Source organism: Pseudomonas sivasensis (assembly GCF_013778505.1).
Taxonomy (GTDB): Bacteria; Pseudomonadota; Gammaproteobacteria; order Pseudomonadales; family Pseudomonadaceae; genus Aquipseudomonas; species Aquipseudomonas sivasensis.
The window spans coordinates 152,679-178,897 of record NZ_JAAOWU010000012.1 but is presented as its reverse complement, the minus strand read 5'-3'; the positions used below and the strand labels follow the sequence as shown (position 1 = coordinate 178,897).

32 protein-coding genes and 2 pseudogenes are annotated in these 26,219 nt (G+C 55.5%); 21 read left to right on the top strand and 13 right to left on the bottom strand.

Translation table 11 applies throughout. The features are described from left to right. Both G9Q84_RS19815 and G9Q84_RS19810 read left to right on the top strand, forming a co-directional pair. Positions 1–363 carry a response regulator gene (locus G9Q84_RS19815; protein ID WP_099602621.1) on the top strand — a complete coding sequence of 121 codons (363 nt, stop codon included), beginning with the start codon at positions 1–3 and terminating at the stop codon, positions 361–363. A gap of 316 nt (positions 364–679) precedes the next feature. Beyond that, positions 680–1,330 (top strand): SMI1/KNR4 family protein, encoded by a 651-nt coding sequence (locus G9Q84_RS19810; RefSeq protein ID WP_099602620.1) that lies wholly within the window; start codon positions 680–682, stop codon positions 1,328–1,330. A gap of 319 nt (positions 1,331–1,649) precedes the next feature. On the opposite strand, the gene G9Q84_RS19805 is transcribed toward G9Q84_RS19810, so the two are convergent. Further along, positions 1,650–2,435, bottom strand: coding sequence for a PhzF family phenazine biosynthesis protein (locus G9Q84_RS19805; protein WP_122754061.1), 786 nt, complete (start codon positions 2,433–2,435; stop codon positions 1,650–1,652). Positions 2,436–2,440: 5 nt separating this feature from the next. Continuing rightward, positions 2,441–3,142 (bottom strand): helix-turn-helix transcriptional regulator, encoded by a 702-nt coding sequence (locus G9Q84_RS19800; protein WP_122753961.1) that lies wholly within the window; start codon positions 3,140–3,142, stop codon positions 2,441–2,443. A 371-nt stretch (positions 3,143–3,513) separates the two neighbouring features. Between G9Q84_RS19800 and G9Q84_RS19795 the strand changes: the two genes are divergently transcribed. Next, on the top strand, positions 3,514–3,828 hold the full coding sequence (locus G9Q84_RS19795) for a hypothetical protein (protein WP_099602350.1): 315 nt from the start codon (positions 3,514–3,516) through the stop codon (positions 3,826–3,828). A 215-nt stretch (positions 3,829–4,043) separates the two neighbouring features. Here the strand turns inward: G9Q84_RS19795 and G9Q84_RS19790 are convergent, their stop codons facing one another. Next, on the bottom strand, positions 4,044–4,649 hold the full coding sequence (locus G9Q84_RS19790; protein ID WP_181643947.1) for an RNA polymerase sigma factor: 606 nt from the start codon (positions 4,647–4,649) through the stop codon (positions 4,044–4,046). 377 nt (positions 4,650–5,026) lie between these two features. Between G9Q84_RS19790 and G9Q84_RS19785 the strand changes: the two genes are divergently transcribed. The 7 genes from G9Q84_RS19785 to G9Q84_RS19755 all read left to right on the top strand — a co-directional run bounded on the left by G9Q84_RS19785 (position 5,027) and on the right by G9Q84_RS19755 (position 8,635). Then, complete coding sequence (locus G9Q84_RS19785) at positions 5,027–5,629, top strand: hypothetical protein (protein ID WP_181643946.1); 603 nt, start codon at positions 5,027–5,029, stop codon at positions 5,627–5,629. A gap of 29 nt (positions 5,630–5,658) precedes the next feature. Further along, complete coding sequence (locus G9Q84_RS19780) at positions 5,659–5,973, top strand: hypothetical protein (RefSeq protein ID WP_371919444.1); 315 nt, start codon at positions 5,659–5,661, stop codon at positions 5,971–5,973. 99 nt (positions 5,974–6,072) lie between these two features. Continuing rightward, on the top strand, positions 6,073–6,276 hold the full coding sequence (locus tag G9Q84_RS19775; RefSeq protein WP_241150260.1) for a hypothetical protein: 204 nt from the start codon (positions 6,073–6,075) through the stop codon (positions 6,274–6,276). Between the two features lie 1,058 nt (positions 6,277–7,334). Continuing rightward, positions 7,335–7,640: a helix-turn-helix domain-containing protein gene (locus tag G9Q84_RS29875; RefSeq protein ID WP_122753198.1), complete on the top strand. Its 306-nt coding sequence runs from the start codon at positions 7,335–7,337 to the stop codon at positions 7,638–7,640. A gap of 136 nt (positions 7,641–7,776) precedes the next feature. Continuing rightward, positions 7,777–7,974, top strand: a complete 198-nt coding sequence (locus G9Q84_RS19765; RefSeq protein WP_143521221.1) for a hypothetical protein — start codon at positions 7,777–7,779, stop codon at positions 7,972–7,974. Between the two features lie 140 nt (positions 7,975–8,114). Further along, positions 8,115–8,393, top strand: coding sequence for a hypothetical protein (locus tag G9Q84_RS19760; RefSeq protein ID WP_099602355.1), 279 nt, complete (start codon positions 8,115–8,117; stop codon positions 8,391–8,393). Further along, positions 8,390–8,635 carry a hypothetical protein gene (locus G9Q84_RS19755; RefSeq protein WP_122757232.1) on the top strand — a complete coding sequence of 82 codons (246 nt, stop codon included), beginning with the start codon at positions 8,390–8,392 and terminating at the stop codon, positions 8,633–8,635. The genes G9Q84_RS19760 and G9Q84_RS19755 overlap by 4 nt, the downstream gene beginning before the upstream one ends. A gap of 230 nt (positions 8,636–8,865) precedes the next feature. On the opposite strand, the pseudogene G9Q84_RS29405 reads toward G9Q84_RS19755, so the two are convergent. Beyond that, positions 8,866–9,051: pseudogene (locus G9Q84_RS29405) on the bottom strand (site-specific integrase); the annotation flags it as partial. A gap of 1,644 nt (positions 9,052–10,695) precedes the next feature. Here G9Q84_RS29405 and G9Q84_RS19750 point away from each other — a divergent pair. Further along, positions 10,696–11,343, top strand: a complete 648-nt coding sequence (locus G9Q84_RS19750) for a hypothetical protein (protein WP_181643945.1) — start codon at positions 10,696–10,698, stop codon at positions 11,341–11,343. Between the two features lie 118 nt (positions 11,344–11,461). Then, the gene (locus G9Q84_RS29555; protein ID WP_256583473.1) at positions 11,462–11,593 is read left to right on the top strand and encodes a hypothetical protein; all 132 of its coding nucleotides are present in this window, start codon (positions 11,462–11,464) and stop codon (positions 11,591–11,593) included. A 36-nt stretch (positions 11,594–11,629) separates the two neighbouring features. On the opposite strand, the gene G9Q84_RS29400 is transcribed toward G9Q84_RS29555, so the two are convergent. Beyond that, positions 11,630–11,884, bottom strand: coding sequence for a Pathogenicity locus (locus G9Q84_RS29400; protein ID WP_032891253.1), 255 nt, complete (start codon positions 11,882–11,884; stop codon positions 11,630–11,632). 68 nt (positions 11,885–11,952) lie between these two features. Here G9Q84_RS29400 and G9Q84_RS29395 point away from each other — a divergent pair. After that, positions 11,953–12,153: pseudogene (locus G9Q84_RS29395) on the top strand (phage tail protein); the annotation flags it as partial. A 90-nt stretch (positions 12,154–12,243) separates the two neighbouring features. Here G9Q84_RS29395 and G9Q84_RS19745 read toward each other — a convergent pair. Beyond that, a complete protein-coding gene (locus G9Q84_RS19745) occupies positions 12,244–12,804 on the bottom strand; it encodes a fasciclin domain-containing protein (RefSeq protein WP_122753200.1) in 561 nt (186 codons plus the stop codon). A 429-nt stretch (positions 12,805–13,233) separates the two neighbouring features. Then, positions 13,234–13,800 carry an isochorismatase family protein gene (locus tag G9Q84_RS19740; RefSeq protein ID WP_181643944.1) on the bottom strand — a complete coding sequence of 189 codons (567 nt, stop codon included), beginning with the start codon at positions 13,798–13,800 and terminating at the stop codon, positions 13,234–13,236. A gap of 214 nt (positions 13,801–14,014) precedes the next feature. On the opposite strand from G9Q84_RS19740, the gene G9Q84_RS19735 reads away from it, so the two are divergent. The 4 genes from G9Q84_RS19735 (at position 14,015) to G9Q84_RS19720 (ending at position 16,099) form a co-directional block, all read left to right on the top strand. Further along, positions 14,015–14,617, top strand: a complete 603-nt coding sequence (locus G9Q84_RS19735; protein WP_143499365.1) for a hypothetical protein — start codon at positions 14,015–14,017, stop codon at positions 14,615–14,617. Between the two features lie 92 nt (positions 14,618–14,709). Beyond that, entirely contained in the window at positions 14,710–15,342 is a 633-nt protein-coding gene (locus G9Q84_RS19730) for a hypothetical protein (RefSeq protein ID WP_181643943.1), read from the top strand. Positions 15,343–15,402: 60 nt separating this feature from the next. Next, positions 15,403–15,756 (top strand): hypothetical protein, encoded by a 354-nt coding sequence (locus G9Q84_RS19725; protein WP_181643942.1) that lies wholly within the window; start codon positions 15,403–15,405, stop codon positions 15,754–15,756. Positions 15,757–15,901: 145 nt separating this feature from the next. After that, positions 15,902–16,099, top strand: a complete 198-nt coding sequence (locus G9Q84_RS19720) for a hypothetical protein (protein WP_095184895.1) — start codon at positions 15,902–15,904, stop codon at positions 16,097–16,099. Between the two features lie 54 nt (positions 16,100–16,153). On the opposite strand, the gene G9Q84_RS19715 is transcribed toward G9Q84_RS19720, so the two are convergent. After that, a complete protein-coding gene (locus tag G9Q84_RS19715) occupies positions 16,154–17,392 on the bottom strand; it encodes an MFS transporter (protein WP_099602364.1) in 1,239 nt (412 codons plus the stop codon). A gap of 157 nt (positions 17,393–17,549) precedes the next feature. On the opposite strand from G9Q84_RS19715, the gene G9Q84_RS19710 reads away from it, so the two are divergent. Then, a complete protein-coding gene (locus G9Q84_RS19710) occupies positions 17,550–18,362 on the top strand; it encodes a class I SAM-dependent methyltransferase (RefSeq protein ID WP_181643941.1) in 813 nt (270 codons plus the stop codon). 137 nt (positions 18,363–18,499) lie between these two features. On the opposite strand, the gene G9Q84_RS19705 is transcribed toward G9Q84_RS19710, so the two are convergent. Further along, complete coding sequence (locus G9Q84_RS19705; RefSeq protein WP_095184893.1) at positions 18,500–18,886, bottom strand: TIGR03067 domain-containing protein; 387 nt, start codon at positions 18,884–18,886, stop codon at positions 18,500–18,502. Positions 18,887–19,126: 240 nt separating this feature from the next. Here G9Q84_RS19705 and lpxO point away from each other — a divergent pair, with 240 nt between their 5' ends. Continuing rightward, a complete protein-coding gene (lpxO, locus tag G9Q84_RS19700; protein WP_181643940.1) occupies positions 19,127–20,026 on the top strand; it encodes a lipid A hydroxylase LpxO in 900 nt (299 codons plus the stop codon). Between the two features lie 18 nt (positions 20,027–20,044). On the opposite strand, the gene ligD is transcribed toward lpxO, so the two are convergent. Together ligD and ku are read right to left on the bottom strand one after the other, a co-directional pair. Continuing rightward, the gene (gene ligD / locus G9Q84_RS19695; RefSeq protein ID WP_181643939.1) at positions 20,045–22,507 is read right to left on the bottom strand and encodes a DNA ligase D; all 2,463 of its coding nucleotides are present in this window, start codon (positions 22,505–22,507) and stop codon (positions 20,045–20,047) included. Between the two features lie 24 nt (positions 22,508–22,531). Next, entirely contained in the window at positions 22,532–23,359 is an 828-nt protein-coding gene (ku, locus tag G9Q84_RS19690) for a non-homologous end joining protein Ku (RefSeq protein ID WP_032891268.1), read from the bottom strand. 184 nt (positions 23,360–23,543) lie between these two features. On the opposite strand from ku, the gene G9Q84_RS19685 reads away from it, so the two are divergent. Next, positions 23,544–23,858 carry a hypothetical protein gene (locus G9Q84_RS19685; protein WP_032891269.1) on the top strand — a complete coding sequence of 105 codons (315 nt, stop codon included), beginning with the start codon at positions 23,544–23,546 and terminating at the stop codon, positions 23,856–23,858. 11 nt (positions 23,859–23,869) lie between these two features. Further along, entirely contained in the window at positions 23,870–25,018 is a 1,149-nt protein-coding gene (locus G9Q84_RS19680) for a PQQ-dependent sugar dehydrogenase (RefSeq protein ID WP_181643938.1), read from the top strand. 56 nt (positions 25,019–25,074) lie between these two features. Here the strand turns inward: G9Q84_RS19680 and G9Q84_RS19675 are convergent, their stop codons facing one another. Beyond that, positions 25,075–25,554: a nuclear transport factor 2 family protein gene (locus tag G9Q84_RS19675; RefSeq protein ID WP_181640055.1), complete on the bottom strand. Its 480-nt coding sequence runs from the start codon at positions 25,552–25,554 to the stop codon at positions 25,075–25,077. Between the two features lie 41 nt (positions 25,555–25,595). Beyond that, a complete protein-coding gene (locus G9Q84_RS19670) occupies positions 25,596–26,159 on the bottom strand; it encodes a TetR/AcrR family transcriptional regulator (RefSeq protein ID WP_181643962.1) in 564 nt (187 codons plus the stop codon). Between the last annotated feature and the right edge of the window lie 60 nt (positions 26,160–26,219).

The following is a 26,219-nucleotide window of genomic DNA, read 5'->3' as shown; positions in this document are numbered from 1 at the left end:
ATGACCACCATCTTGGTCGTCGACGACGAGTATTTGATCGCTGACATTCTCAGTTTCGCGCTGGAGGATGAGGGGTTCATGGTGGTAACCGCCAGCAACGGCCGAAAAGGGCTGGACGTGCTCGAAAGAGAACGGCCTGCATTGATCATTACAGATTTCATGATGCCAGTCATGGACGGCCTAGAGTTCGCTACAGCTGTTCGAGCACTTCCTTCCGCTAAGGACTTGCCTATCATATTGATGAGCGGTGCTCAGGCACACATCGGTATGCAGAGATCGGATCTGTTTGATGCAGTATTGGCAAAGCCATTCGATATCGATTTGATCATCGCCGAGGTTAGAAAGCTCTTAGGTTCCGAGTAGCTCTCAGCCGCTCAAGACAATTTGAATCACCCTGGTTTTCGTAGACATTCTTGGTGTCCGTTTTTGGACGACAGAATTCATCAACAACCGCTTAGGGTCGATTTCAGCCGGTCCCGACAGGCAGCTATTGGCCGTTTTCTGTCCGTCGCGAGAGGCAGGAAACGGCCAGGAGCGGACCGTCGGTTTGAGCCATTCTCAAGGCATGGCAACCAGCGTTCACGGTGAAGGTCAGATTGCATTAGCGCAGGCTCCAGCCTGCCTTTCACAAAACCTCAATCTAAGTTAGCGTGCACTTTTGCATGATTGGAAACGCTTAATGAAGACAGTGATTGAACGGCTGGAAAAATGGTTAGAGGCCCATCTTCCTGAAGTACGTCGGGATCTGGCCCCGGGCTGTTCGGATGCTGCAATCGAAGAGTTCGAAAGCCTTGTTGGCCGACCTTTTCCAGAAAACTTGAAGCAGCTCTACAGGTTGCACGACGGGCAACACGGTGCTGCGAATTCAGGGCCCTTTTATGGACTTAGTTTTCTGTCGCTGGCAGCGGCCAAGGCACATTGGGAGTCTTGGAAAGATATCATCGATGAGTGGTCGCCCGAAGAAATGACCGAGGCGAGTGCATTCTGCACTTCGGGAAACTCCGGCGCTATCCAGGCTCTATACGCCAACAGATACTGGATACCCTTCGCCTTCGACTACGGTGGCAATCATCTCGGGGTTGATTTGGATCCAGGGGAGCGCGGAACCTTGGGACAAGTCATTAATTTTGGCAGTGACGAAGAAGATAAATACGTTGTGGGCAGGTCCGTTGATGAGTTTATGGAGTGGCTGGTCGATCAACTCGAAAGTGGTAACTTCGCAATCAGGGAGGAGGATGACGGTTGGCGAAGCTTGAACACCAAGGAGCCTGAAATGCTCCATTTTTTGGACGCGGTTCCCATTCTGTTTGGGGCACAATCTGTCAGGTGAACCGGCAAGATCGCCAATTGGGTTTACGCAAGTAGAGAGCTAAAGGGGGCAAATGTATTTTCCAGAAATCCCCCCTTTTTTGTCTCTATCCTCTTTCTTCTCGGAGCCATAGACGTTCTGGACGAATGACTGCTTTTGGCTGATTGCTGCCCGTCACAAACGGCCAGAAGCGGACATTCAAAGCGAAATCAATTCATTAGTGAGTGCGACTCAGCAGAGTCCTTTACAAAATGTACGTTCGAGAGAGTGGTCGCAGAAGAATGAGCGTCGCAGTGGCCCCCATTCCTCTGTTAAGCAAGTCCGCCTGAATGAACTGGTCTCAGATAAAGATAGTACCGCGTAAGTACAGCGCGCCGTGGCCGCTGATAATGACTCGGTCGCTGTCCAGGACTTCACAGTGCAGTTGACCCTTGCGCGCCCCACCTTGTTCTGCACTCAGGCTGCGCTTGCCTAAGCGCTTGGCCCAATAGGGCGCCAGAGAGGTGTGGGCTGAGCCGGTAACCGGGTCTTCATTCACGCCCACTCTAGGACCGAACCAGCGAGAAACAAAGTCGAAGTGACGGCTCGGAGCGGTAACCGCGACACCGCGCACGTTGAACGCGGCCAGCGCAGTAAAGTTGGGATTGAGGCCGGCGATGATGGCATCATCCTCGACCACTACCACGTAATCATCTGTGCGATAAAGCGCATCGATCCGTTCCAGGCCCAAGGCTTGCAAAAGGCCTGGCGGGACAGCTACGAGTTCAGGCTGCTTGGCCGGGAAGTCCATGGCCAGGCGTCCGCATTCACGGCGTACCCGCAATTCACCACTGCGAGTGGAAAAGCGCAGTATGTCGCTGTTTTCACCAAGCTGTTCGAACAGCACCCAGGCAGCTGCCAAGGTGGCATGGCCACACAGGTCGACTTCCACCGTGGGAGTAAACCACCGCAACTCGAACACCTCACCGTTACGCACAACATAGGCGGTCTCGGACAGGTTGTTCTCTGCGGCGATTTGTTGCAGCGTCGCATCAGGCAACCAAGCCTGCAGCGGACAAACCGCCGCTGGGTTGCCACCGAAAGACTCAGAAGAAAAAGCGTCTACCTGGAAAATATCGAGTTGCATGTTGATCATTCCTGCCCGCTTGCGTTTTCTGTAGCCCGGATCTGCTCCAGGTAGTTGTAGATTGTGTATCGGGTTACTCCGAGCGCGGCAGCGGCTTTTTCAATCCCACCTTTGACGATGAATATCCCGCGATCCTGCATTTGCCGTACAGCCTCAACCTTTTGAGGTTTTTTCATCCCTGCCACACCGCCGGGACAAGCGACCTGAATGATTTCCGCCATCAACTGCTCCATATCTCTCGGCTCATCGGCGCGCGATTCAGGCGCGCCTTCCAGACCTAGAATTCCAGCGAGAACAGCGTGGGCGGCGGCAACACCGCTCAAGTCTGCATTGATACACAGACTGGCGAAAGGTTGCCCGCTGCTGTCGCGATATACCACGGTGGAACTACGGAGCAGACGGCCGTCAGGCGCGAGTGTCGAATAGTTCTCCACCATTATGGGATCAGAGCTTGAGTGATCTTCCATGGCGCGCCTGACGGCGATGAACCCTAAGTCCTGGCGTGGGCCGCCCAACACTGAACCGTCCACCTTTCTGCCAGTGACATGACCATTGGCGATGGCAAGGATGGACCGCTCCGGGTTGGCTAGGTCATGTAACACGATCTCCGTGTGAGGGCCTACCGCATTACTGAGCATTTTGAGGGTGCTATGAAGCACATTAAGAATCAGCTTCCGCTCGGTTGGTGATACTTCAGAAGCCGTCATTGGTGCCTGCAAGTGATTTATCGAAGGCCGAGAAAATATCAACAATAAGTTTAATTATCAATTTTTTGTTGAATTAATAGAATTTACGAATCGTCCCGCTCGTTTTCCTGACAGGCAGCTTTGGGTCGACTGCGGCCCTTCGTAAGGGTCAGCAATCGGCCAAAAGCGGTCAGTCGTCCCTACGAAATTTTGGACGATTCAGCGTGCTACCTGAGGGCAGTAGCTTGTTAAAGGAGTTGGGTAACATCTTCATCGGTGTCACGACTATGCACAGCTGTTATGAAAGTGATACACGAGCCTGTGCAAGATTATTAGCCGGAAGGCGAGCCCGCGCTGATGCCCGTCAGCACCAGAAAATAAGGAGATTGATCATGTGGCTCAAACATGTGGCATTTGCGCTGTTGATTTGCCCCCTCGTCACCGCATGTTTCAGCGAGCCTTTTCAGCCCCCTACGGCTGATGCTGACTTATGGGAGAAGCCGGGAGCGAGCAGGAATGATGTCTTGGCGTCCATGCTAGCTTGCGGTGAGAAAAATGGCTCCGGCATCGATCCTAATGCCAGCTTCCAAGAGATGGCCCAGCGATTTGTATGTATGAAGCGTGCGGGCTATACCCGGCGTGACGGTTTCGACATCTGTGCATTGCACCCGAAGGAGCCGTTGAAGGCCTGTGAGTCGGCGCAATGAAGCCATAAAGGCGTCGCACGGTATTGAGGGAGTCGGCATTGAACTCTTTAGGGTGAATTGGCCCAAGTATTTATAGGTACATGCGACTGACTGCTTCCGACCCAAAGCTGCCCCTCATGGAAGGCAGGAATCGGCCAAAAGCGGTCATCAGGTGTCTACAGAAACAGGGGCTATTCAATCAGCCATCCAGACCGTTGGAAAAATCCTCCTAATGCTCACATATCAAGAGCGGACTGGTACTTCGCTATTGCAGAAAAAACCTTTAAACGAGCTCGGTGCAATAGCACTCTTACGTTAGTCAGCGATATCCCAAGAAGCGTAGAAATTTCGTTTAGATCCAACCCAGAGCGCTCCCTCAATATCAATACGCTTCTCTGCAATTCCGGTAGAGTCTCGAGAGCAATGTTGATGCGAGCATATAGCTCGGATTCGCTCAGAAGTGCTTCAGGGCTATCTTCATACGATATCACGGAAGGAGTGTAGGAATAATCACCTACGACTAAAACGCCTCCTCCCTCAATCCACGAGGTACATGGAATACAATTCGACTCACTTCGCCGAGCTTTATATCGGCACTTCGCCGTATTGGACGTGACGGCCATCATCCAGGTTCTTAAGCTAGATCGTCTCTGAAATTTGCCTATGCCTTTCACAATCGCAAGCCATGCCTCTTGCACTACGTCATCTGCATGGTGCCGCCCCACGATTCCATAAGCTATGGCCTTCATGGCTCCCTGATGCGTGCACACCAAATCACGATATGCGTCTTGTTCTCCGCGCAATAGGCGGTCCAAAAAATGAGCGTCATCCTTGGCGTTCATGGCAGTACCTAACTGTGGTCGTATCATGATCGTAGCTGTCCTTGGCAGAGATGACGGTTCGGATCATGAAATGCCTAACCACTCATCGCACTGCATCGCTTGATAATCTCGGATACTCATCGCACTCGAGCCCTCAAGAGCACATACGGATCAACCCATTCACTAGATGCACAGCGAAGATAATTAAATGTGGAAGGAGTGAAGCGCCGCTACTTTTCAAGACGCATGCGGCTGGCAGCTGCTGGCCGATTTCTGCCTGTCGCGACCGGTTGAAACCGATATCGTCGCGACGATTCAGCCACAAAATTTTCAGCCTTTACGCAATGCGCCTCCTCTTTTGCGGTCTGTAACCCTGACTCCGCAAAAGGAAAGGCTTCATGTCGATACGCCCTCTGCTCTGCCTGCTTGTATTGCCGTTGTTCGCAGGCTGCCAGTTTTTGCCCCATACCAACTACTTTACCGCGCCCGAAAAAGAGCCTAACCCTGCCTGGGTACGTATCGTCGACTACACGCAGCACGCCGAAATTTACCAATACGAAAACGGCAAACGTTCGGGCGGCGCCGTTCGCACCGGCCCCCTGCCGTTCACCCACACACAGGACGTGGGCATGCCAAAGGCAGGGCAAGACCTTACATGGGACTATTACGAAACGCAGATCCGACCCGGTATCGAAACGCAAGTGGATCTATTCTGGGAGGGGACACGCACTCGTTCCTGCTATGTCTCGACGAAGTTCACGCCCCAAGCCGGACGCTATTACCAGTTCAGGCTGACATCCGGCTCATCAGGCAACTGTAGCTTGTACGCATCTCTGATCGAGCGCGACAAGGAAGGAAGCGGTTGGCATCTCACGCCAAACCCGCAGGTGACCTATAACGGCGATGGACCGACGGCCAAAACCCATTACGAGAACAGCCGCTTTGAGAACCCCAATTATCGTCCACCCGCGGATCTCTATCCGGGGATAGACGTTTACTAAACAGGTAAACGACTACAAGGAATCGTTGATTGGCTAGCGCAAAATACTTCCGAATGATCGGTGAGCGAGCCTCAGAGGATCTGTTTGCATGGTCGGCATTTGTCGTGCAAACAGAATTCCTATGGCAAGACACGGCGTCAGTCCAGGACGCCGTCGCTTGGCAGCGTGTTTGGTTCGAGCTGGAAATACTCAACGGGCTTGCATTGGCGCAATGGGAGGATGAGGGAAAACCTGATAACTGGTCGTGCCGCTGGAACACCGACTATCGACAAGAAGCGGCGGTCCTGGCGAATGAGTTGTTGGAGCTGCTGTGCGATGCAGTCTGTTCAAAACATGCCGAATAGAAACTCGGCTGCTCAATGAACCTTTGTCTTTGGGGACTTGTCATTACGAAAATGGGCATGACCCGGTATATCCGGCTAGACCTGTCGCAAGGTGAGTATATGGAAGACATAGATGATTTTAGATTTAGATGCCACGAGCTACTAGTTGAGCTTGATGCCGCCAACACCAAAATGATGATGGTGGTCTCGAAGAGAGTTTCAGGGCCTGATTGGGATGAGGAAGTCAAAAAGCATCATGAAGCATACAAGGCCTGGAACTCTTTTCTTAATCCCGTTACCGTCCCTCCAGACGATCAGCATTAGTTCTTATTAAGTGGCCAGAAGGTTCCCGAACAATGGGGCTGGGCACGACCAAGTGTTGTAAATGCTTCTATCGTATCGGGCCGGAATCAGTCTGGGGTATCGCCATTGCCAGCTTTGCGTCGAAAGCGGCTTTTAGTAAATGGCGGCTAATGGCCGGACGCCGTCATTGAACGGGCGTCGAGTGAAATACTTTAGCTGAGTGAATTATTGAAGGTTCGAATCTATCATTCACCGCCAAATTTAAGAAGCGCAAGTCACTAATTTTAATGGATAAAGTCTGTGATTTTTGGTTTTTGGTGTCCAAAAAATGGGTCCATGGGACCACCATGGGACCACCATGGGACTAGCGCGTCTTTTTGGTGCGATTTTTTCTAGCAACATGGGGGCACTCGTTTCTTTATGAACTTAGTGTTAGACCCACTACTCACTACAAGTGAGCGCAGATTCATATGCGTGTTTTTCCAGCCGTTTGAGACCGAGGGTAAGAAGCCATGTCTGTTGCCAGGACCAGTGTTCATCCCGCGAATGGCGTGTCGGCTCATTTACTCGACGGGATTGCGTACGCACCTACCTCACTTGAAGCACGGAGGCGTGAGATTCGCACGCATGACCTGATTTTAAGACTTCAACTAGATCAGACTATTTCCAATCTCGATGCAGACAATCTACGAATCTTGTTCAAAGTGGCGCTTGAGAAGCGACTTTTTGAAATTTTGAGCGAGTAAATAATTTAGGTTTTGCCTAGGTCGAGATAACGCGTGCTGTGTTCGAAGCTCTCCCTCACCGCCAATTTAAAACACGCAAATCCATGATTTTAATAGAGAAAATCTTGTATTTTTGGTTTTTCCATCTAAGAAATAGCCCCATTGGGCCACCATGGGACTGTCGCGCCATTTTGGTGCGAACTTGTGTCGATAGGCGAGCGTACTTGAGCCACGTTTGTACGTTGTAGCAATGAGTCGCCGAATGGCCCCTTTTTGCGATCGATAACGGGTTTCCGTCTCTGCAGTGGTGGCCTAAAATTCTTTAGTCATCTGAGAATTTTGTGGGGTTCATGTATGGACAAAATTGGGATGCGGCTCAAAGAAGAACGCACTCGGTTGAAGTACACACAGCAGAGGTTCGCAGCGATTGGCGGCGTGCTGTCGAATGCACAGTCTAAGTACGAGCGGGGGGAGCGAAGCCCGAGCGCCTTGTATTTGGCCCGGCTAGCTCAAATCGGAGTCGACGTGTTGTACGTTCTGACCGGTCAACGGTTACGTCGACCTGAGGAAAGTGATTTTGCAGTGGCACTAAACAGATTGCCGCTGCATGAGCGCAGGATAATTACGGAACTAGTGGACTGTATCGTCAGGCGCGTTTGACAAGACGTAGGTAGTATCTGACTAGCGTTTAAAAACTCTGAAGCTTTTCAAATATAGCTTGCAGCTCATCCCATGGCCTGCGTTGCTGTCCCTGGTATCAGCAGTTGGACGCGTGTAAAAACGGCTCGCTTCTTTCATGCTCAAGTTGTTGGGAGCGGCAACTCCTACAGGAAACGACACCTCCGGAAATTTGCCATCTGCTGTTCCAATTGATCAAGTCGCCTTGCGCGGCCATGAAAATCTCTACAAATGCGTTATTTTTGTAAAAGATACTGAGGTCTGGCATTTGTTCCGCAAAATTTTGGCTGATAGCCCGCGTCACAACTGTTTCTAATACGCCGCTTATGTTCAAAAGGCCCCCACACCAAGGCTTGATTGGGGGGGCTTTTTCGTTGGCTGCGGTAACCATGCTCCCCTATACTGGCGTACCAGTGCCCCGTGTACTGATTAGCGCATAACATCAGGGACTAGGGCATGCAAGCCAACAGCGTACTCGTGACTAACGATCAGCCAGGCTTACCAAACGCCAGGACCCAGAGCGCTTGGTATTTACGGTTGAACGCTCTACATGCTGCTGCAGACCAGACGGATGCTATACGTGACTACCATAACACCGTTGGCTACACGCAGGCCCTGCGGGATGCGGAACTGATTGCGAATGAAACAGAACTGGCCATGACATCTACTCTGGCGGAGGTGTGGATGGCTGTCGCGGATCGCTTGGGAGCCAATACGGTGGCGAAAAACGTATGAGCGGAGTGCTCTCTCTTAACGGCATCAGCCTGCCAGATTTGATTCGCACCAAGTTGGCCAATCACTTGGCACGCCTCGGGCGTGTTGCAGATTTGCGCGCTTTGGAACTGGCTCAGGAACGAGCCGAAGGCTTTGTGGAAGGTGTGCAAGCGTCGCGCGCGTTGACTCCGGCCACCATCGAAGCGCTTTTTATTGCGGTAGATGTCGCCGCCGACTTGCGCCGTAAGGAGTTGGCACAGTGATCGGCGAGGCGATCCAATCGGACACGCTAAAGGCTCTAGCAAGCCAGTAGGCTATCCGGGAAGCCGTCGTCGGCCGTGTTGCCGGCCAAATCAGCAAGTGGACATTGTCTATCCGACTGGGCGGCCCAACTGCGAGCTTGGTACCGGTGCGCTCGCGGCGTGAGCCATTGCGCACCTGGGCAAGCCTGACGGCGATGGGCCGCTTTGCCGAACGGTGGGTATCACTGGGTTCAGTGTAGAGCTGTGACCGGCGAAAGCTTTAGGGCCAACTGCAGCATCCCCACCACGTCAGGCCCATCCTCGTTGATCAACGTTCCATAGTGCTGGCGAATCATGTTCCCGTTGCTATACCCCATTTGTTCAGCGATCCAATCGATTGAGGCAATACCTGTGGTTAGCAACGGACTTGCGTGGGTACCAGCATTGGAAAAGTCATCGCGAAGGTCCGCTTTTTACCGATTCTGTTGAAAAAGTCTGATGCAGGCGGTCACCTTGGCTAAGCGAGTACGACTGTTTTCAACAGAATCGACCGAATGCTGCCATTTGAGATGTCTTAGGAGTAGTGGGGCTATTTGGTGGTTTGTGTTCAGTCGGCAGGAAGCCGGGGAAGGGTTATGCAGTTTCGGCATGGGCTGAAATTTCCCCGTTGGGACCAATCTTGGGACCAACGGGTGCATTTCGGTACTTTATCGTTGATTACTCATGACGACTTGGCCCAGTAAACGCTGATCAGCAGTAATCATCAGAATGCGTTTCATACCGCATGGTGATGTTAGCTGTGGAGATCAATTACTTTACCTATCAATGGGTTGCGAGCATGGCAGCAGGCGCCGTCAGGCATGCATCAACAGCGACATCAAGGCGCGAAACCCGGTCGCTGAGCAAAAAAATGGGGATGTGTGTTGGAATTTGGCGCGCATTGTCGCATATGTGTGACGACAGTTGTATGGCAGAGGACGACGGGTATTAAGAACTTTCGGCGCCGGGCCCCTATTAATGCCTTTGCAGGTAACGTTCGAGTTAGGGGGCTCTGGAGTCCATGACGGCAGGAAAATAAAAGGCGTCTCAAGGCCCTGTGGCTTTCCCTTTTTCTGACGCTCTGCGTATTCACCGACGATTTTAAGGGGTGGCATGGCAGGGGCATTCCACAAAACCAAGCGGTCTGCACCCGTTTTAGTGCGCTCCACCACTTCCCCCCAGGCGACCTCGCGACAGACGTGGGCCGTCTTCGTCTCTTTTTCAATCTCATCCAAGGGCGGTTCGGGCTTATTCAACAGCCGAGCTTGCGCTGGAGCTCATCCAACTAAGCCCGGCCACCGCGCCGGGTTTTTTATTCGCGAACTTTGCGAGTTAGAACTGCGGCGGCGCCCGTGGTTTTACCCGGCTTTATTCCAACGGACCTTCGTAATACCCAGCTTGTCGGCAATTTTTAATATTGAGTCCCGAGACAGACCTATCGGTATCCAATATTCAGGGCCCTCACCAGCGTGTCTTGTGGCCATGCGAATCGCATCGCTTTCGCTGAACGCCGTTGCATTCGTATAGAAGTGCTCCGGCTTCCCATCGTGTAGATAATGAATTTTATAGGGTATTAAATTTTCCATTAGAGCCTCTTGGCCGAAGCCATACCCAAAAGGGTCAATCCTGGAAACTGGAATTCAGAGAGGTCTGTCGGGTGGTGATACCGAGAGATAGGGTGATGGCCGAACTGCGGACGCTGCGTTATCTGATCCGGTAAGCGTTGGACTAGTTAGCCTTCCGATCGTTCGGTCTATCAATTTCATGCAGACTTTTGAGGCTTTAGCCGTCACTAAGGTCCTTTCTTTTTCGACCCCACCACATCTTCCGCTCTGAGCAGGGAGTGATGCCTGAGCTGATTCAAAAACGCAAACTGTTATTGCCGTCGCAGCGCAGATACTTTAGATGCCCAAGAGGCGGGACAAACCGGGCAAGCAATAAAATATAAAGCGCGTTGTCAGGTTTTTACTGAGGATTAATGTCTAGAGTTTTTAGTCTGATTCGCACACGATGGCGCTTAGGTAAGTTCAAGGATGTAGTACATGCGTAATACCTGGTTGCTCCTGTTTTCTTCGTCTATCGCCCTTGCTGGTTGTGGCGGGTTCCCCTCTGTTCCCTATGTCGATCCACCTCAGGCCGACAATACGGCTCGCGTTCGTGTGATCACCAATTCTAATGTGTTTGGCGATAGTGTGACGGGCAGCTGCGCCCCGGATACTCGCCACAAAATGGCTGAAGCTGGCCGCTTCTCAGAGGAAGGGCAGCCGAGCATTAACTACCCCCGGTACCCACTTAAGCCCGCCAGTCTTGGAATGCCGGGAAGGGTTTCACCCAAGCTTCAGCAGTACATCGGATCTGTTCGGATGGCCGAAGGCTTGTACACCGAGATTGTGGCTGAGTACCGCGTTAAAACGGATGCACCCTTTCAGATAGCAACATTGGGTGCGTCCGCCGGCAGCTACGGCAGCACTTACGCTGTTTGCCCAGGCCAGGCGAAAGTATTCACTCTGGAGCCCGGGAAAGACTATGAGGCCCTGGTTGGACTCAGCAGCGCACCAAACGCGGATGGGAATGCGGTGCTTATGTGCATGTTTGGCGTAGTCGAGCTTACCTCTATCCCTAACCTGCCGTTTGCATTGCCAAAAAGGCTCGCAGGTACGGAGTCGCCGCAAACGCGTTGCAAGGATTAAGTAGCACGGCTCATATTTTTTACTGAGTTTTCATATCTGAGCCCAGCGCGACTGCTGGGCTTTTTCGTTTTTGGCTAAGAAGACATTTTGTTCAATCACGCCCCGCGGAGACGAGCGCATGGACTGTCTGCTGCGCCTGCTCGACAAGGCAATTGCCGATGCTGTGGACGCTGCAAAGGCTTCCGGTCTGCCCCAACGCTTGCTCCATGCCCATGCACAGACCCATCAGATGGTAGGGGATTCTCCATGACCAAAAGCAACCCGACTGGGAGTCAATCGAACGTGCCTACCGGGCCGGGATTTGCTCTGTAGAGCGCTTCGCAAGCTCCACTGCTGCGGTGATGGCCGCTCTGGCTTGAGGGCTATTCTTCCAGCAAGTCGAGCCTAATGCCGCGGATGCTTGAGCCAGGATGTCACTAACATTTGATTTGCGGAGTTCGGCGAGCGATTCGATACCCATTTGCTCAAGCCGAGTAATGACGGTTGGTCCTACGCCTTTGAGCGCGAGCAAAGCGGCTCTTTCCTCCGGTGAAAACGGCATCGTAAATTCCTTTTTGGGCGATGAGTCCGCGCAAGTGTGCCTGACGCTACAGGGTGCCTCAACAGGCCGGTGACCTTTGGACGATCATGCCGAACGGACAGACGCCGCTGCTCAAGCGTTCGTTTGTTCACGGTGCCTGGGACTGCTGGCAGGTTCGTTCACTTAGACGGCCGCAGCGTGGCGACATGATCGTGATGCCGGTCGGGCACACGGTTCACCCTCATCATGCCGAGATTTACCTAGGCTCTCACCCAGCGCCACCCGGCGAAATTTCCATACCTTGAATTCGGATTAACTGAAGTGTCTATGCAGGTTGCCAATACCCGGCAAACTTTGCGTCTGCCGGGCTTAAAGAGCGCTTAAGGCATCAACACTGAGTCCACAACATGGATTACGCCGTTGGACTGCATTACGTCTGCGATGCTGATACCAGCCTTACCGCCTTTGGCATCCACCACCCAAAGCTTGCCGTCATGCAGCTTGATATTCAGCGACTCACCTTGAACTGTTTTCAACACAACGGTGCCGCCGTTCTTTTTGGCTTCGGCCATCAGCTGTGCCGATGTGTGAGTGCCCGGCACGACGTGGTAGGTCAGAATTCTAGTTAGGTCGGCTTTGTGCTCAGGCTTGACCAGAGTATCGACGGTGCCCGCTGGCAGCTTTGCAAAGGCTTCGTTTGTGGGGGCGAACACGGTGAACGGACCTTTGCTATTGAGCGTATCAACCAGGCCGGCAGCTTTGACAGCGGCTACCAGTGTCGTGTGGTCCTTCGAGTTGACCGCGTTCTCAACGATGGTTTTGGTCGGGTACATAGCTGCACCTCCGACCATTACGGGGTCGGCACCAAAGCTGAACGTTGCAGTTACGGAGAGAATCGCGAAGCAGGCTGTTGCAGCAAGTTTTTTGAAAAAAGCGTGCATGATGTATCTCCTTGGCTCTTATGCCCTCCGGGTGAGGGTATTGAATCTACGAGCCAACGATCAAAGTGGATGCACCTCCTCATAAAATAACTTTTTAAGCGCAGTGCCTGCCTGTTCAAACCTGTCGGTTACTTTCACTGGAATGCCACCCACGCTGGATGCCTGGACAGGACGGTATGTTAGGGGTTCGACTCTGTTGTGAGGGATCACGCAACGAAGCGCAAGTTGCCATCCCTATTACTGGCAGACGCTGGAATGATCGTCTGCTCCGGTGTTTGGCTTGGAGCAGCGTGGGGAAAAGATAAAGGTCACTCCAATTGCGATATGCGCTAGGTATTTTCGGTACCCAAAGGACATGCTTACGCCTGTCGAAATAGCTGGCGATTGATGCGTGTCAAATGCTTCTGCGGCACTGGGTACCTTCATAGTTCATAGCGTGAATTGTGCGATCACTTCGTCCGATGACATTACGTCGGCGTATTCATCATTGAGTATTGCTAGGGTCAGTTCATGAACGGTTGTCGCGTCCCAAGACTTTCCATTCGCCCCAACAACGGGCACGGCGGTCGTTGCATCTGACGGTAAGATGATGCTGTATCCGAGCGCTTTCCCCGCACGGACGGTGGCGTCCATACTGTTGTGAATAACAACGCCCGTCAGCACCAACCGTTTTACTTGCATCTGTGTGAGAGTGGCATCCAATTCGGTGCCAATAAAGGCGCAGTTTTCCTGTTTGATGATGACGGCTTCTCCCTGTATCGGGGCGACCTCTTTCTTGATGCCATTCCACGGGCCGTCGACGAAATAGCTGGATGTAGAAGTGCGCTCATCGTGCTTCACATGAATAACTGGCCAGCCGTTTGATCGCCAGTGGCCTAGAAGGCGCTGGATCACTGCCAAGTATTCAGGATTACTTTTTCCATCCCAGTTTGGTCTATCAATCGCATCTTGAACGTCCAGGATAACAAGCGGGATCGAGCCTGGTAGAGCTGTCATTTGAACCTACTCCTTCAACTGAAAAGCGCGGACTTAGTGTGCTGGACCTGGCCTCCACCAGCAACGCATTACAGGAAAGATGTTCTGAGCGCCCTAGGCTTTACTGCGCGCGCTCAAGAAGCCCCGCGCTCTAGTCATTGTCATGATGCCCATTGGCTCAATTCCGCTTTTGAAACTCGCCGTGATAGCCTTTCTGGATGATTTGGAGGGATCCATGAGAAAAATTACCGTCGCGCTTTTGCTGATTGTTTTTGGATGTGGAATAGCCGGTTCTGGATGGAGCGCATATCAGGGCCGTGACAATGTGGCTAAAGCGTCATCATTAGTCGCCTCGCACCTACTTGCTTTTGACGCTGAGCCGGCATTAGACCTGTCTAGCTTCTTGGCGCGCGGTGAAGATGCCGAGAAGGCGCTAACAGCGGATTTGCTGGAGATGCAATCTGCCGATTGGTCGGGTGCTGAGACGAAAAAAGACGCGGCAATCGAGTTCACATCTCGCGCCATAAGCGTCATACGCACATACACGCGCTTTCGGATGTCCAACTTACAAGTGGGGTTGACTAAGCGACGTCTGTTAGCAGAAGAGGGCGCTTTAGCTCAAGAAACTGACCCGAGTCTCAGAGACCTGGCCTCTCATCGTCTGCAATCCTATAAAGACAAATATGTGGAAGAACTGCGTGATTTCAACCATTTGACGACTGCCATTGGTATGCACTGCGAGATGCTGCTAATTGCCAATGATGGGATTAAGGTGGTGTTCGGTGAGAGCATGGGGCTTGATGTTCCGACTCAGGAGTTCATGAAACAGCTTCTGTAGCCCTGCCTTCATATCCGTTGAATCAATACGCTCTGCGGGTTAGAGAAGTGGCAGTAGTGGTACCGTCTATACAGCACCCTTGAGCCTGCCTAATGAATCGTCCAAGTCCACCTCACCACGTCGCCGCACCACCCGCCGCACCACGCACTGAAAATCCCGCCGCCCACCCATCTATTTGGCTGGGTGGTCCGGACTTACCGATCATTGGCAGCACGGGTTCGGCCATTTTGGGCTTTTGCGCTGCGGTGATTATGTTATTGCCTGCCTTCGGGCTGGCGATCTTGCTCGTTATCGGGCTCGGTGCGATGCAGGATGTGCCGTCCAGCGATGAGTCGAGTTTTACAACGTCGTCGCTCATCCTGTTCCTGCTCGGCTCTGTCGTGGTTATGGGATTGGTCTTCGCGTGGATTTTCTCTGAGCCTAGGGTGCAGGCCTTTACGTTCGACGAAAACCAGCAACTGCTTACCCTCACTGTCATCCGTCGCGCACGTAAACCCACCCAAGTGCGCGTGCCGTTTAGCGACATTATTTACATCTGCCCCTACGTAGTCGCTTCGTATGACCGCGATGGTCATTTCAGCGTTGTGTATCGGGGGCCGAAGGACAAGGTGTTCGAATACCAACTTGCTGAGGGTACTTCCCTGGAAGAGATGGAGTTTCATGCTGCCTGGCTGCGAGGAATAATTGGCGAGCGGATGCACGAACTACTGAATCTGGACAAATGAACGACTCATACGGTCCATAAGTGAGAAGCAGTTTCAGTTGCCCAAATCAGGAGTAAATAAGTGTTCTCAGGAAAAAGCGCAGCGTTGTGGGGGCTTCTATCCGCTGCCACTGCAGTCGAGGCAGCTACAGCAACTCACCCGATACGCGAAGAAAAGGTCGCCGTCAGCTTCATCGCTGCACTTGAGATATGCGACGAGCGAAATCCCGAGCGTGGCTTGACCCTAGAAGGACTGGTCAGTGATCCCACCTTCAGCGAAGAGGGAAAGTCCGAGTTCCGGAGGGTCAACGCTGATCCTTCATACAAAGCGGCAGTCTCGGAAATGAAGTCCTTTCTGCTCCAACCTCCACTTGCGGATGTCCTGCGTGATATTTGTGAAAACCTGAGGAAGACGAGTCCGGACGGCTATCGGTAATCAGTGCGTACGCAGTTGGTAGCTAAAAGGCCCGCACACGATGCCTGTATTTTTTCGCCATTCGTCTAATGCTTGGCACTTGCCAGGATCTGCCGCCTCACATCTTTAAGCGCGGATATCCCGAGCGTAAGAACGGAGAGCCAGCATGGACATCAATGAGAACGCCCCCGGCAATCTTTCACAGCAGGCCGTAACACGTGGCACAGACAACGAGACAGGCCACGACCCGAGAAATGATGAGGACAATATCCCTCTGCCGCCGGACGATGATGCACCTCTAGAAGAGGACATGTCCGATGTCGATGCTGCCGATTCGGTCGCCAGCGAACATCCCGACAACTGAGTATGTGTAGAGAAAGGAACCCGGCCATGTGCCGGGTTTTCTGTGTCGCTTCTATCATGCAGCAGGCGCATGGGGCGCATAGAGCGGTTTCTCCAACGTCTCCGGCATCGCCACCCACAACAGCACCAACGCAGCGCCCGCCACGCCCGCCAGGGTTAAGAAGGCCGCGTTATAGCCCGCCTGTTGCACCACGAACCCCGCCAGGCTGTTGCTCAGTGCCGCGCCCAAGCCAAACACGGTGGACAGCGCACCCAGGCTGACATTGAAACGCCCGGTACCCTGGGTCAGGTCTTTGACGATCACCGGGAACAGCGCGCCGAAGATCCCTGCACCGATGCCGTCGAGCATTTGCACGGCCACCAGCCAATAGGGATCGCTGGACACGGTGTAGAGCACGCCACGCAGCGGCAGAATCATGAAACCGAATATCAGCAGCGGTTTGCGTCCCCACACGTCAGCCTTGACCCCTACCAGCCAGGCCATCGGTACCATCACCAATTGCGCGGCGACGATACAGGCCGAGGTCAGCGGGGTGGCCATCTGCAGGTTGATCTGGGACAGCTTCTGGCTGACCAACGGCAGCATGGCGGCGTTGGCCAGGTGGAACAAGGCGCAGCAAATGGCAAACAGCAGCAGCGGACGGTTGGCCAGTAATACCTTCAGGCCCGACGGCTGTTCATGATCGGTGGCGTGGGCAGGGTCGAAGCCGCGGGCCACTTCATGGTCGATGGCCTTGGCTGACACGCAACTGACCGCGACCACACTGGCCACCGCCATAAACGCCATCAGGTAGAACACCACCACCGGTCCGAACAGGTAGGCCAACCCACCGGCGAGCAGCGCGGCCACGGCGTTGCCGGCGTGATTGAAGGTTTCATTGCGCCCGGTGCGGCGGGTAAATGCCCGCGGGCCGGTGATCCCCAGGGAAATAGCGGAAATCGCCGGGGCGAACACGGACGCGGCGACGGCGCTGGCAGCTTGGGTCAACGCCACCAGGCTGAAGGAGCTGACGAAGGGCAGCACCAGGCAGCTGGCGGTCACCAGGATGGCGGCAAGCGCAACCACGGCGCGTTTGCTGCGCGTGCGGTCGATCAGTGCGCCCGCCGGGCCCTGGGTGAGCAGCGCGGCGATGCCCGCCAGGGTCATGACCACGCCGATGCTGGCCGGGTCCCACTTGTGCACGGCCAGCAGGTAGATGGCCAGGTACGGGCCGAGGCCGTCGCGCACATCCGCCAGAAAGAAGTTCAGGCTGTCCAGGGACAAGGCATTTCGCAGGTCGGAGTGATTGGCCACGATGACGGCTTCGCAGAGGGGGCGTTCAACGGCTGAACACTCATTGCGTTAATGACCTGCGCGGTGAGCGTTAAGTTTCCGCAGTTGCCTGGAGTTTCAATACGCCGGCATGTGGCTTATCTTCGGTGCCCCGCCGTAAGACTTATCTGGAGACGCAATGGACATGCCCTCAGCCCAACAGGCAATTGCCAGCAACAAGGACGCCTGGGACCAATCTGCCGGCCTGCATAAAACCACCGACACCTGGAGCGCATTGCTGACCGGTGTTGGTAACGCCGATTTTTCCTGCCTGGACCCAACCATTACAGGGGTTCTGCAGGACCTGGGTGTCGCCGGCAAGGACGTGGTGCAACTGGGCTGCAACAACAGTCGAGAAAGCCTGTCGCTGTTCGCCCTCGGCGCACGCTCGGTGGTGGGGGTGGACCAGTCCGCCGCGTTTCTCCGGCAAGCGCGTGAGCTTGCCGATGTGTCGCCTCATGCTCCTGAATTTATCGAAAGCGATATCCACCAGTTGCCGCAGCGGTTACACGAGCGCTTTGATATCGCCCTGGTCACCATCGGCGTGCTCGGCTGGATGCCGGATGTGGCGTTGTTCATGCGCCATGTCGCCAGCACGCTGAAGCCCGGCGGTTCGCTGGTGATGTACGAAACCCATCCGTTCCTGGAAGTGTTCGACCCCAGGGCGCAGAAGCCGCTGCTACCTGCCAGCTCGTACTTTCAGCGCGAACCCTTTGTGCTGCAGGAGTCGATTGTCTATGAAGGTCAGGGTGAGGTAGTCGGACCGACTTCCTATTGGTACGTGCACACGTTGGGCGATGTGGTGAGCGCCGCGATTTGCGCAGACCTGCAGATCAGTCACTTGCAGGAATATGCGCATTCCAATCGTGAAGAACTCTACGATCAGTACGAGCACCAAGCGGCGCAATTGCCGCTGTGCTTTACCTTGACCGCCACTAAAAGGCCTGCCTGATACGGTTTGTCCACGCAAAAAAAAGCCCGCTTAAAGAGGCGGGCCAAGGGATTCACTGGAGTAGGTAGGCTTTACCCTATCGCGCCGAAAGTGAAGGCTGTGTGAAAAGCATGTCGCAGGTTCGGACGGCGCATTGATCAAGCGCGCCGCACGAAACTGCGCATGGTCTGACCGGGGCCGGTGCTGAAGACGGTGGGCCTGGGCATCCCTTCATCGGCCGCGATAAATACAAATTCGTCGCCATCAAGGCGGTAGCTGGCAGGCAACGGCTTGCCGGCGTCATCGCCCATGGAATCGACCCACGTAATGCTTTTTGGTGTAGTGCTGCTGTCCAGGGAGAATCGGCCGGCCAGCAACAGGTCGCCTTGCACGGTTTTCACTTCGAAGCGGTCGCCTGAAATGGTGGTGATGGCACCGGGCGCAGTGTGAGCGTCTACCGGGTTCAGGACACCGCTGTCCTCAAGTGACGTTTGCTCCCAGGCGCCCTGAAGGGCCTGATGATCCGGATCTAAAGTGGGCGACATAACCATTCCTTGTAGTTGTGCAGGTGCGAACCCTGCCTAAGTAGACAGCTTTTCACAATTCTTAGTTAACTTTTCGTTACAGAATATGGCTAAATAACTGCCAATGGCCATGTAACCGCTTGTCATCAAGCCGCTCATGTTGCCTGTCTGTGAATTGTGATTTCAGGTGCTGCTATTCATCCTCGGCCGTCGTGGGCACGCAGGAGCAGCCTGTTCTCTACTGACGTGTGACGAAATCCCTTGAAGCTCATCATTGTTGTTCTCTATGTCGCCTCCATTGCGTATGTACACCTGCGTGGCCGGGTGCGACACAAACTGGGTCGCCAGCTCAGTGACCATTCAACCTTCCTGGCACCCATCAACTGTTTTCTATACCTGTTCTCCAAACTCCCCGGTCGACCGTTTCTCTCGCCCAGCGACTTCCCTGACCTAAGTCCGTTGCAGGAGCATTGGGAAGAGATTCGCCAGGAAGGCCAGAACCTCATGAAGGCAGGGGCGATCAAGCGCTCCGACCAGTACAACGACGTGGGCTTCAACTCGTTTTTCAAGTCGGGCTGGAAGCGTTTCTACCTCAAGTGGTACGGCGACAGCCATCCTTCCGCAATGAAGCTGTGCCCGCGCACCACCGAGCTGGTGCAGAGCATCGGCTCGATCAAGGCCGCGATGTTCGCCGAGCTGCCGCCGGGTTCCAAACTGGTACGCCATCGCGATCCCTACGCCGGCTCTTACCGCTATCACTTGGGCCTGGATACCCCGAATGATCCTGGCTGCTACATCAATGTGGACGGTGAGAGCTACTACTGGCGTGACGGTGAACCGGTGATGTTCGACGAGACCTATATTCACTACGCCGAAAACACCACGCAGCAGAACCGCATCATCCTGTTCTGCGATGTCGAGCGGCCGATGAAATACCGCTGGGCTGCGGTGTTCAACCGCTGGTTCAGCCGCACAGTGATGGCGGCGGCGGGTTCGCCCAACGACGCTGGCGACAAGACCGGCGGACTGAACCGAGCGTTTACGCGTCTGTACAAGATCCGCCTGCGCGGCAAAGAGCTGAAGAAACGCAACCGCACCCGTTACTACCTGGAAAAATGGGCGATTTTCGCGGCCTTGGCGCTGATCTTCGTGCTCATCTAACGCTCGGCCAGGGCGTCCTCACTGCGGTGGCTGGGCGCCCAGTTTGTCCCACATTTTCTTGCTGATCTTCTGCCGATGGGCATAACCCTCCCACGGATCCTCCTTCAGTCCCTGTAAGCGTTGGTGCAGATTGGCCACCGTCCACTGCTGCGCGCCACGCAACCCCTGCAATTCCTTACGACTGACCGGCACCGACACCGGCAGCCCTGGCCGAGCCCGTACCGAGTAGGCGGCCACGGTGCTCGCGCCCCGTGCATTGCGCAGGTAATCGATAAAGATCTTGCCCACACGGTTTTTCGGCCCGGAGGTGGCGGTAAAGCGTTCCGGCAGTTGCGCGGTCATAAACTGGGCAATGGCTTTGGCGAAGGCTTTTACCGGCTCCCAACCGTCCCGTCGTGCCAGCGGCACTACCAAGTGCAGGCCTTTGCCGCCGCTGGTTTTGACGAACGCATCGAGGCCCAGCTCGTCCAGTACCGACAAGGTGAGTTGTGCCGCTTCCAGCATGCTTTTCCAGGGCAACGCGGGATCCGGGTCGAGGTCCAGCACAAACAGGTCAGGGGTTTCGATCTTGTCTGAGGTGGCGCCCCAGGTATGAAATTCGACGGTGCCCATTTGCACAGCGCCGACTAGTGCCTGGACGCTGTCGATCTCCATCAGCGGCGCGTGGCCTGGGTCCAGCGCGGCGTCCAATTGCTTGATATGGGGAATCGCCAGGCGTTCCGAGTGCTTCTGGAAGAACTGCTCGCCCTCGATGCCTTCCGGAGCCCTGAGCAAGGACACCGGGCGATGCCGCAGAAAGGGCAGGACCCATTCGCTGATACTTTCGTAGAACTGCGCCAATTGCTGCTTTTGCGTGCCGCTTAGTGGATCGATCACTCGCTCAGGGTGGGTGATCTTCAACAGGGTCTTGGCTTGCGGGGCTTTCATGGATTCAGCCACCTGCGGCTGTTCGTGCACGATCTGCGCGGCCGGTTTATCGCTGCGCAGGCCCATAAAAGTGGCGTGGCGCACCACACCGTCACGGGTCCACTGGGCAAACTGTACTTCCCCCACCAGCGTCGGCTCCACCCACTGCACGCCTCGCGCCTGGGCACTGGTCAGGGGTTTGTGCAAAGGCGAGGTTTTGCGCGCCCGCGCTTTGAGCTGCGTGTAGATAGCCTCCAACGACGCTTGATCAAAACCGGTGCCGACGCGACCGGCGTACCTCAGCCCGCTGTCGTCATTCACCGCCAGCAGCAATGCGCCAAAACCGCTGCGCGAACCCTGGGGACGGGTATGTCCGACAATCACAAACTCCTGGCGCAAACGGCATTTGAGCTTGATCCAGTCAGTACTGCGAGCGGACGTGTAGGGGCTGCCCATGCGTTTGCCGATCACGCCTTCCAGGGCCAGGTTGCAGGCGCTCTGTAAAATGTCCTGATGATGGGCGGTGAAGGCTTCAGAAAACCGCAGTAACTTACTTTTGCTTCCAGACAGCGCGGCCTTGAGCATGGCCCGGCGATCCTCTACGGGGGCCTGGCGCTGATCTGCGCCATCCAGAAACGGCGCATCGAACAGGTAATAGACGAGGTCCAGGCTACGGCCGCTGTCAAAGGCATTTTGCAGGGCCTGGAAGTCCGGTAAACCTTCAGGGTTGAGGCTGACCACTTCGCCATCCAGCCAACTGTCCTTGAGCTTGAGGGCGTGCAGGGCTTTGACCTGCCGCGGCAGGCGCTCGGTCCAGTCATGGCCGTTACGGGTAAACAGGCGGACTTCGCCGTCGCGAATCCGCGCCAGCATGCGGTAGCCATCAAACTTGATTTCATACTGCCAGTCCCCGTCGGGCGCGCGGTCTACCAGGGTTGCCAGTTGCGGTGTGAATTGCTCGGGCAGTGCAGCGGCTGCTTTCTTGGCTTTCGGCTGGTTCTTGGTGGGGGCTATGGAGGCATCACTGAGCACGCTTTTAGGCTCAGCCTGCACGATGTCGTAGTCGGCGGCAGGGCGCGCCTGTTGGTCTTGCTCTTTGATCAGCAGCCACTGTTCCTTGTCACCGCTGCCTTTCAAGCGAGTGCGCACCAGCGCCCAATCGCCCGAGAGTTTTTCACCTACCAGCGTGAATTTGAGTTTGCCGGCGGCGTAAGCCTTGTGTGGGTCGTCATGGGGTTTCCAGACCCCACGGTCCCAGACAATCACATCACCGGCGCCGTATTGACCGGCCGGGATACTGCCTTCGAAACTGCCGTAGCCCAGCGGGTGGTCTTCCACGTGAACCGCCAAGCGCTTCTGGCTGGGGTCGAGGCTTGGGCCCTTGGGCACGGCCCAGCTTTTGAGCACGCCATCGAGTTCCAGGCGAAAGTCATAGTGCAGGTTGCGTGCGTCGTGCTTCTGGATCACGAACGACAGTGCTGACGTCTTTCGTTTGCCCGTGGTCGCCTTGCCGGAAGGTTCTGCGGTGATCTCGAAATCGCGCTTGCGATTGTATTCACTCAGCGGCTTTGCCATGGCGTTCTCCCAGTAATGCCAGGCTCAAGAGGCCTTTTTCTTGGCGGTTTTTTTCGCCGCAGGCTTACCCGCCAGGCTGCGCTTGAGCAGTTCGGTCAGGTCGAGCACATCGGCCGACTTGCGCTCTTCGCTGCCTTCCTTGGATTCCACATCTTCAATCTTGCCGGCCTTGGCCTTCTTCGCCACCAGCGCCATGATTTTTTCCTGAAAGCTGTCGCGGTAGGCATCCGGTTGCCAGTCGGCGCTCATGTCCTCCACCAAGCGCTTGGCCATGTCCAGTTCACCTTTGGCCAGGGAGGGTTTGGTTACGTCGCTGCCCAGTTCCAATTCATCCAGGCTGCGCACCTCGGCGGGCCAGCGCAGCATCACCAGCACCAGTGCGGACTCCAGGGGCATCAATGCCGCCAGGTGCTGCTTGGTGTGCAGCACCACATTGGCCAGGGCGACCTTGCGGGTTTTCTTGAGGGTTTCCCGCAGCAGCGCGTAGACCTTGCCGCCGCGTTTGTCCGGCGCCAGGAAGTAGGGCGTGTCGATGTTCTGCAACGGGATCTGGTCGCTGGCGACAAAGGCGATGATTTCGATGGTCTGAGTAGACTTGGGGTGGGCCGAGCGAATCTCCTCTTCGCTGAGCACCACATAACGTCCCTTCTCAAACGCTACGCCTTTGACGATGTGCTCCTTGGTCACTTCCTTGCCGGTGGTTTTGTTGATGCGTTTGTAGCCCACCGGGTCCATGCTGCGCTTGTCCAACCAGTCGAAATCCACACCCTGTGCGGACGTGGCGGAGACCAGCGATACAGGGATATGAACCAAACCGAAGCTGATGGCGCCTTTCCAGATGGCCCGTGGCATAAGTGCGATTCCTTGAGAAGAGACTGTGTTCGGGTGACTCGCGGGCGGTTAAAAAAGTTTCCCTGGATGGATGCGCGGACAGATCGTGTTACACCTGATGAGGAAGTATTTAGTTACCAAAGCCGAACCCCAGGCGTAGCGTGGTATCGAAAGCAGGTACTCCTCGTCCCAGAGAGGCTTTGTCATGATCACCCGCGTGCGTCATCTTGCAGTGCTGGCGCTGAGCCTGGCACTTGCAGCCACCGCTCAAGCGCAGAACCTGCCTGGCGGCAACAACACCAACAATGGCCCCATTCACCGGGCCAACCCCAACAGCATGCAGGGCACGCAGCCCAATGCGCCGGCGATTCGCGGTATCCAGACCGTGCCGGCCACGCGCCCGCCGACCCTGGAAAACGGCGGCATCGGCAACCGTTACCCCCAGCGTGAGGCCGCGCCCAGCCGCCCGGCCACCGACACTAAAGCCCCCACGTTTGATGCCAACGGCAATCGCCGGTAAGGACTCGTCTTATGTTTATACGCAAAACCCTGTTAGCCGTTATGTGCGCGACGACCCTGACGACGGTCTACGCCGCCGATTTGCAGCAGTTCCCCAGTGAACAAGGCAGCCTCACTGTCACCTCGATCGTCAAAGGCCTGGACCACCCATGGGCCGTGGCGTTTCTGCCGGACCAGCAAGGCTTCCTGGTTACCGAACGCCCTGGCCACCTGCGCGTTGTCAGCCCGGATGGCAAGCTCTCGGCTCCGCTGAGCGGCGTGCCTGAGGTGTGGGCCAAGGGGCAGGGCGGTTTACTCGATGTGGTGCTGTCGCCCGATTTCAAAGAGGACCGCACGGTCTATTTGTCATACGCCGAAGGCGGCGGCAAAGGCGGCACGGCCGGCACTGTGGTGGGACGTGGACGTTTGGCGGCGGACCTCAGCGGCCTGATCGATTTCAAAGTCATCCTGCGCCAGGAGCCGAAGCTCTCCACCGGCAATCACTTTGGCTCGCGCCTGGCCTTCGACCAGGATGGGTACCTGTTTGTGACCCTGGGCGAAAACAACGACCGACCCACTGCCCAGGACCTGGACAAGCTGCAAGGCAAGGTCGTACGGATCTACCCCGACGGCCGCGTGCCGGATGACAACCCCTTTGTTGGTCAGCCGGGCGTACGCCCCGAAATCTGGTCCTACGGCCAACGCAACCCACAGGGACTGGCACTGAACCCCTGGAGCGGCACGATCTGGGAAAACGAGCACGGCCCCCGTGGTGGTGACGAGATCAACATCGTCGAACGTGGCAAAAACTATGGCTGGCCCCTGGCGACGCACGGCATCAACTACTCCCTGACGCCGATTCCGGAGGCCAAAGGCAAGACGGCGGAAGGTACCGTGGCGCCCCATCATGTGTGGGAAAAGTCACCGGGCATCAGCGGCATGGCGTTCTACGACAGTGACCGGTTCAAGGCGTGGCAGCACAACGTGTTCATCGGCGCGCTGGCCAGCCAGGAGCTGATTCGGTTGCAGTTCGAGGGCGACAAGGTCATCCACGAGGAGCGTTTGCTGGGAGGTTTGAAGGCGCGTATTCGCGATGTGCGGCAGGGCCCGGATGGCTTTTTGTATGTGCTGACGGATGAGGATGATGGTGCGTTGTATCGAGTCGGCCTTAATCAGGACTGAGGCACTCAGCGTAGGGAGGGGGCTTGCCCCCTCTCACATTTGAACCGCACCAGGTTTTACAGGCCGAGATCGGACAACCCCGGATGCTCATCCGGGCGTCGGCCCAGCGGCCAATGGAACAGCCGCTCGCTTTCCATGATCGGCCTGTCGTTGATACAGGCAAAACGGTTGGCCATCAGGCCGTTTTCGTCGAACTCCCAATTCTCATTGCCGTAAGAGCGGAACCAGTTGCCGGAGTCGTCATGCCATTCATAGGCATACCGCACGGCAATGCGGTTGCCGGTGAAGGCCCACAATTCCTTGATCAGCCGATAATCCAGCTCCTTGGCCCATTTGCGCGTGAGAAAGCCTTTGGCTTCTTCGCGGCCATGGACGAATTCGGCGCGGTTACGCCACTGGGTGTCCAGGGTGTAAGCCAGGGACACACGTTGTGGGTCGCGGGAGTTCCAACCGTCTTCGGCCAGGCGGACTTTTTCAATCGCTGATTCGCGGGTGAATGGCGGCAGCGGCGGGCGTGTTTCTGGGGTGGATGACATTTCAACGCTCCTGTTTAGGCAAAGTGGCTCGGCCAGTGCATTCAAAGCCCTAATAACGTTCGCGCCATGCATTGCGCGTTATCAGCAGCGGTTGTATCGCCCATGACCAAGGCAACGGTAATGGCGCCATCGATCAGGATCAGCAGGTGTGCTGCCTGCTGTTCGGGGTCGCAGGTGCCATGGGCTTGGCACAGTTCAAGTGCGTACTCGAACAGTTTCTGTTTATGCGCTTTGGCCAGCAGGCGCACCGGGCTGTGCGGGTCGCCGGTTTCACCGCTGGTGTTGATGAAGGCACAGCCGCGAAAATCCGCCGAGCCGAACCACGTCCTGAGCGCGTCAAACAGCGCGAGCAGGCGTTCGCCGCTGCCGTCGACTCGTTCCACTTCGCCGCGCAGCCAGTGCATCCAGCGTTCATCGCGGCGTTGCAGGGCCGCGATCACCAACTCGTCTTTATTGGCGAAGTAGCGGTAAATACTCTTGCGCGAGACGCCAGCGGTTTTCACCAGAAAGTCCATGCCGGTGGCGGCGATGCCGTGGCGATAGATCAACTTCTCGGTGACGTCGAGGATAATGTCGCGGGTTTCATTGCCAGTAATGTCGTTCATGTCGCACACAGTAGAACGATCGTTCTTCATGGTCAATGGGCTTTTTCCTACGAGGCAACG

Coding starts and splice junctions, on each gene's coding strand:
- G9Q84_RS19815 (WP_099602621.1), top strand. CDS start 1: ATGACCACCATCTTGGTCGTCGACGACGAGTATTTGATCGCTGACATT.
- G9Q84_RS19810 (WP_099602620.1), top strand. CDS start 680: ATGAAGACAGTGATTGAACGGCTGGAAAAATGGTTAGAGGCCCATCTT.
- G9Q84_RS19805 (WP_122754061.1), bottom strand. CDS start 2,435: ATGCAACTCGATATTTTCCAGGTAGACGCTTTTTCTTCTGAGTCTTTC.
- G9Q84_RS19800 (WP_122753961.1), bottom strand. CDS start 3,142: ATGACGGCTTCTGAAGTATCACCAACCGAGCGGAAGCTGATTCTTAAT.
- G9Q84_RS19795 (WP_099602350.1), top strand. CDS start 3,514: ATGTGGCTCAAACATGTGGCATTTGCGCTGTTGATTTGCCCCCTCGTC.
- G9Q84_RS19790 (WP_181643947.1), bottom strand. CDS start 4,649: ATGAACGCCAAGGATGACGCTCATTTTTTGGACCGCCTATTGCGCGGA.
- G9Q84_RS19785 (WP_181643946.1), top strand. CDS start 5,027: ATGTCGATACGCCCTCTGCTCTGCCTGCTTGTATTGCCGTTGTTCGCA.
- G9Q84_RS19775 (WP_241150260.1), top strand. CDS start 6,073: ATGGAAGACATAGATGATTTTAGATTTAGATGCCACGAGCTACTAGTT.
- G9Q84_RS29875 (WP_122753198.1), top strand. CDS start 7,335: ATGGACAAAATTGGGATGCGGCTCAAAGAAGAACGCACTCGGTTGAAG.
- G9Q84_RS19765 (WP_143521221.1), top strand. CDS start 7,777: ATGCTCAAGTTGTTGGGAGCGGCAACTCCTACAGGAAACGACACCTCC.
- G9Q84_RS19760 (WP_099602355.1), top strand. CDS start 8,115: ATGCAAGCCAACAGCGTACTCGTGACTAACGATCAGCCAGGCTTACCA.
- G9Q84_RS19755 (WP_122757232.1), top strand. CDS start 8,390: ATGAGCGGAGTGCTCTCTCTTAACGGCATCAGCCTGCCAGATTTGATT.
- G9Q84_RS19750 (WP_181643945.1), top strand. CDS start 10,696: ATGCGTAATACCTGGTTGCTCCTGTTTTCTTCGTCTATCGCCCTTGCT.
- G9Q84_RS29555 (WP_256583473.1), top strand. CDS start 11,462: ATGGACTGTCTGCTGCGCCTGCTCGACAAGGCAATTGCCGATGCTGTG.
- G9Q84_RS29400 (WP_032891253.1), bottom strand. CDS start 11,884: ATGCCGTTTTCACCGGAGGAAAGAGCCGCTTTGCTCGCGCTCAAAGGC.
- G9Q84_RS19745 (WP_122753200.1), bottom strand. CDS start 12,804: ATGCACGCTTTTTTCAAAAAACTTGCTGCAACAGCCTGCTTCGCGATT.
- G9Q84_RS19740 (WP_181643944.1), bottom strand. CDS start 13,800: ATGACAGCTCTACCAGGCTCGATCCCGCTTGTTATCCTGGACGTTCAA.
- G9Q84_RS19735 (WP_143499365.1), top strand. CDS start 14,015: ATGAGAAAAATTACCGTCGCGCTTTTGCTGATTGTTTTTGGATGTGGA.
- G9Q84_RS19730 (WP_181643943.1), top strand. CDS start 14,710: ATGAATCGTCCAAGTCCACCTCACCACGTCGCCGCACCACCCGCCGCA.
- G9Q84_RS19720 (WP_095184895.1), top strand. CDS start 15,902: ATGGACATCAATGAGAACGCCCCCGGCAATCTTTCACAGCAGGCCGTA.
- G9Q84_RS19710 (WP_181643941.1), top strand. CDS start 17,550: ATGGACATGCCCTCAGCCCAACAGGCAATTGCCAGCAACAAGGACGCC.
- G9Q84_RS19705 (WP_095184893.1), bottom strand. CDS start 18,886: ATGTCGCCCACTTTAGATCCGGATCATCAGGCCCTTCAGGGCGCCTGG.
- ligD (WP_181643939.1), bottom strand. CDS start 22,507: ATGGCAAAGCCGCTGAGTGAATACAATCGCAAGCGCGATTTCGAGATC.
- ku (WP_032891268.1), bottom strand. CDS start 23,359: ATGCCACGGGCCATCTGGAAAGGCGCCATCAGCTTCGGTTTGGTTCAT.
- G9Q84_RS19685 (WP_032891269.1), top strand. CDS start 23,544: ATGATCACCCGCGTGCGTCATCTTGCAGTGCTGGCGCTGAGCCTGGCA.
- G9Q84_RS19680 (WP_181643938.1), top strand. CDS start 23,870: ATGTTTATACGCAAAACCCTGTTAGCCGTTATGTGCGCGACGACCCTG.
- G9Q84_RS19675 (WP_181640055.1), bottom strand. CDS start 25,554: ATGTCATCCACCCCAGAAACACGCCCGCCGCTGCCGCCATTCACCCGC.
- G9Q84_RS19670 (WP_181643962.1), bottom strand. CDS start 26,159: ATGAACGACATTACTGGCAATGAAACCCGCGACATTATCCTCGACGTC.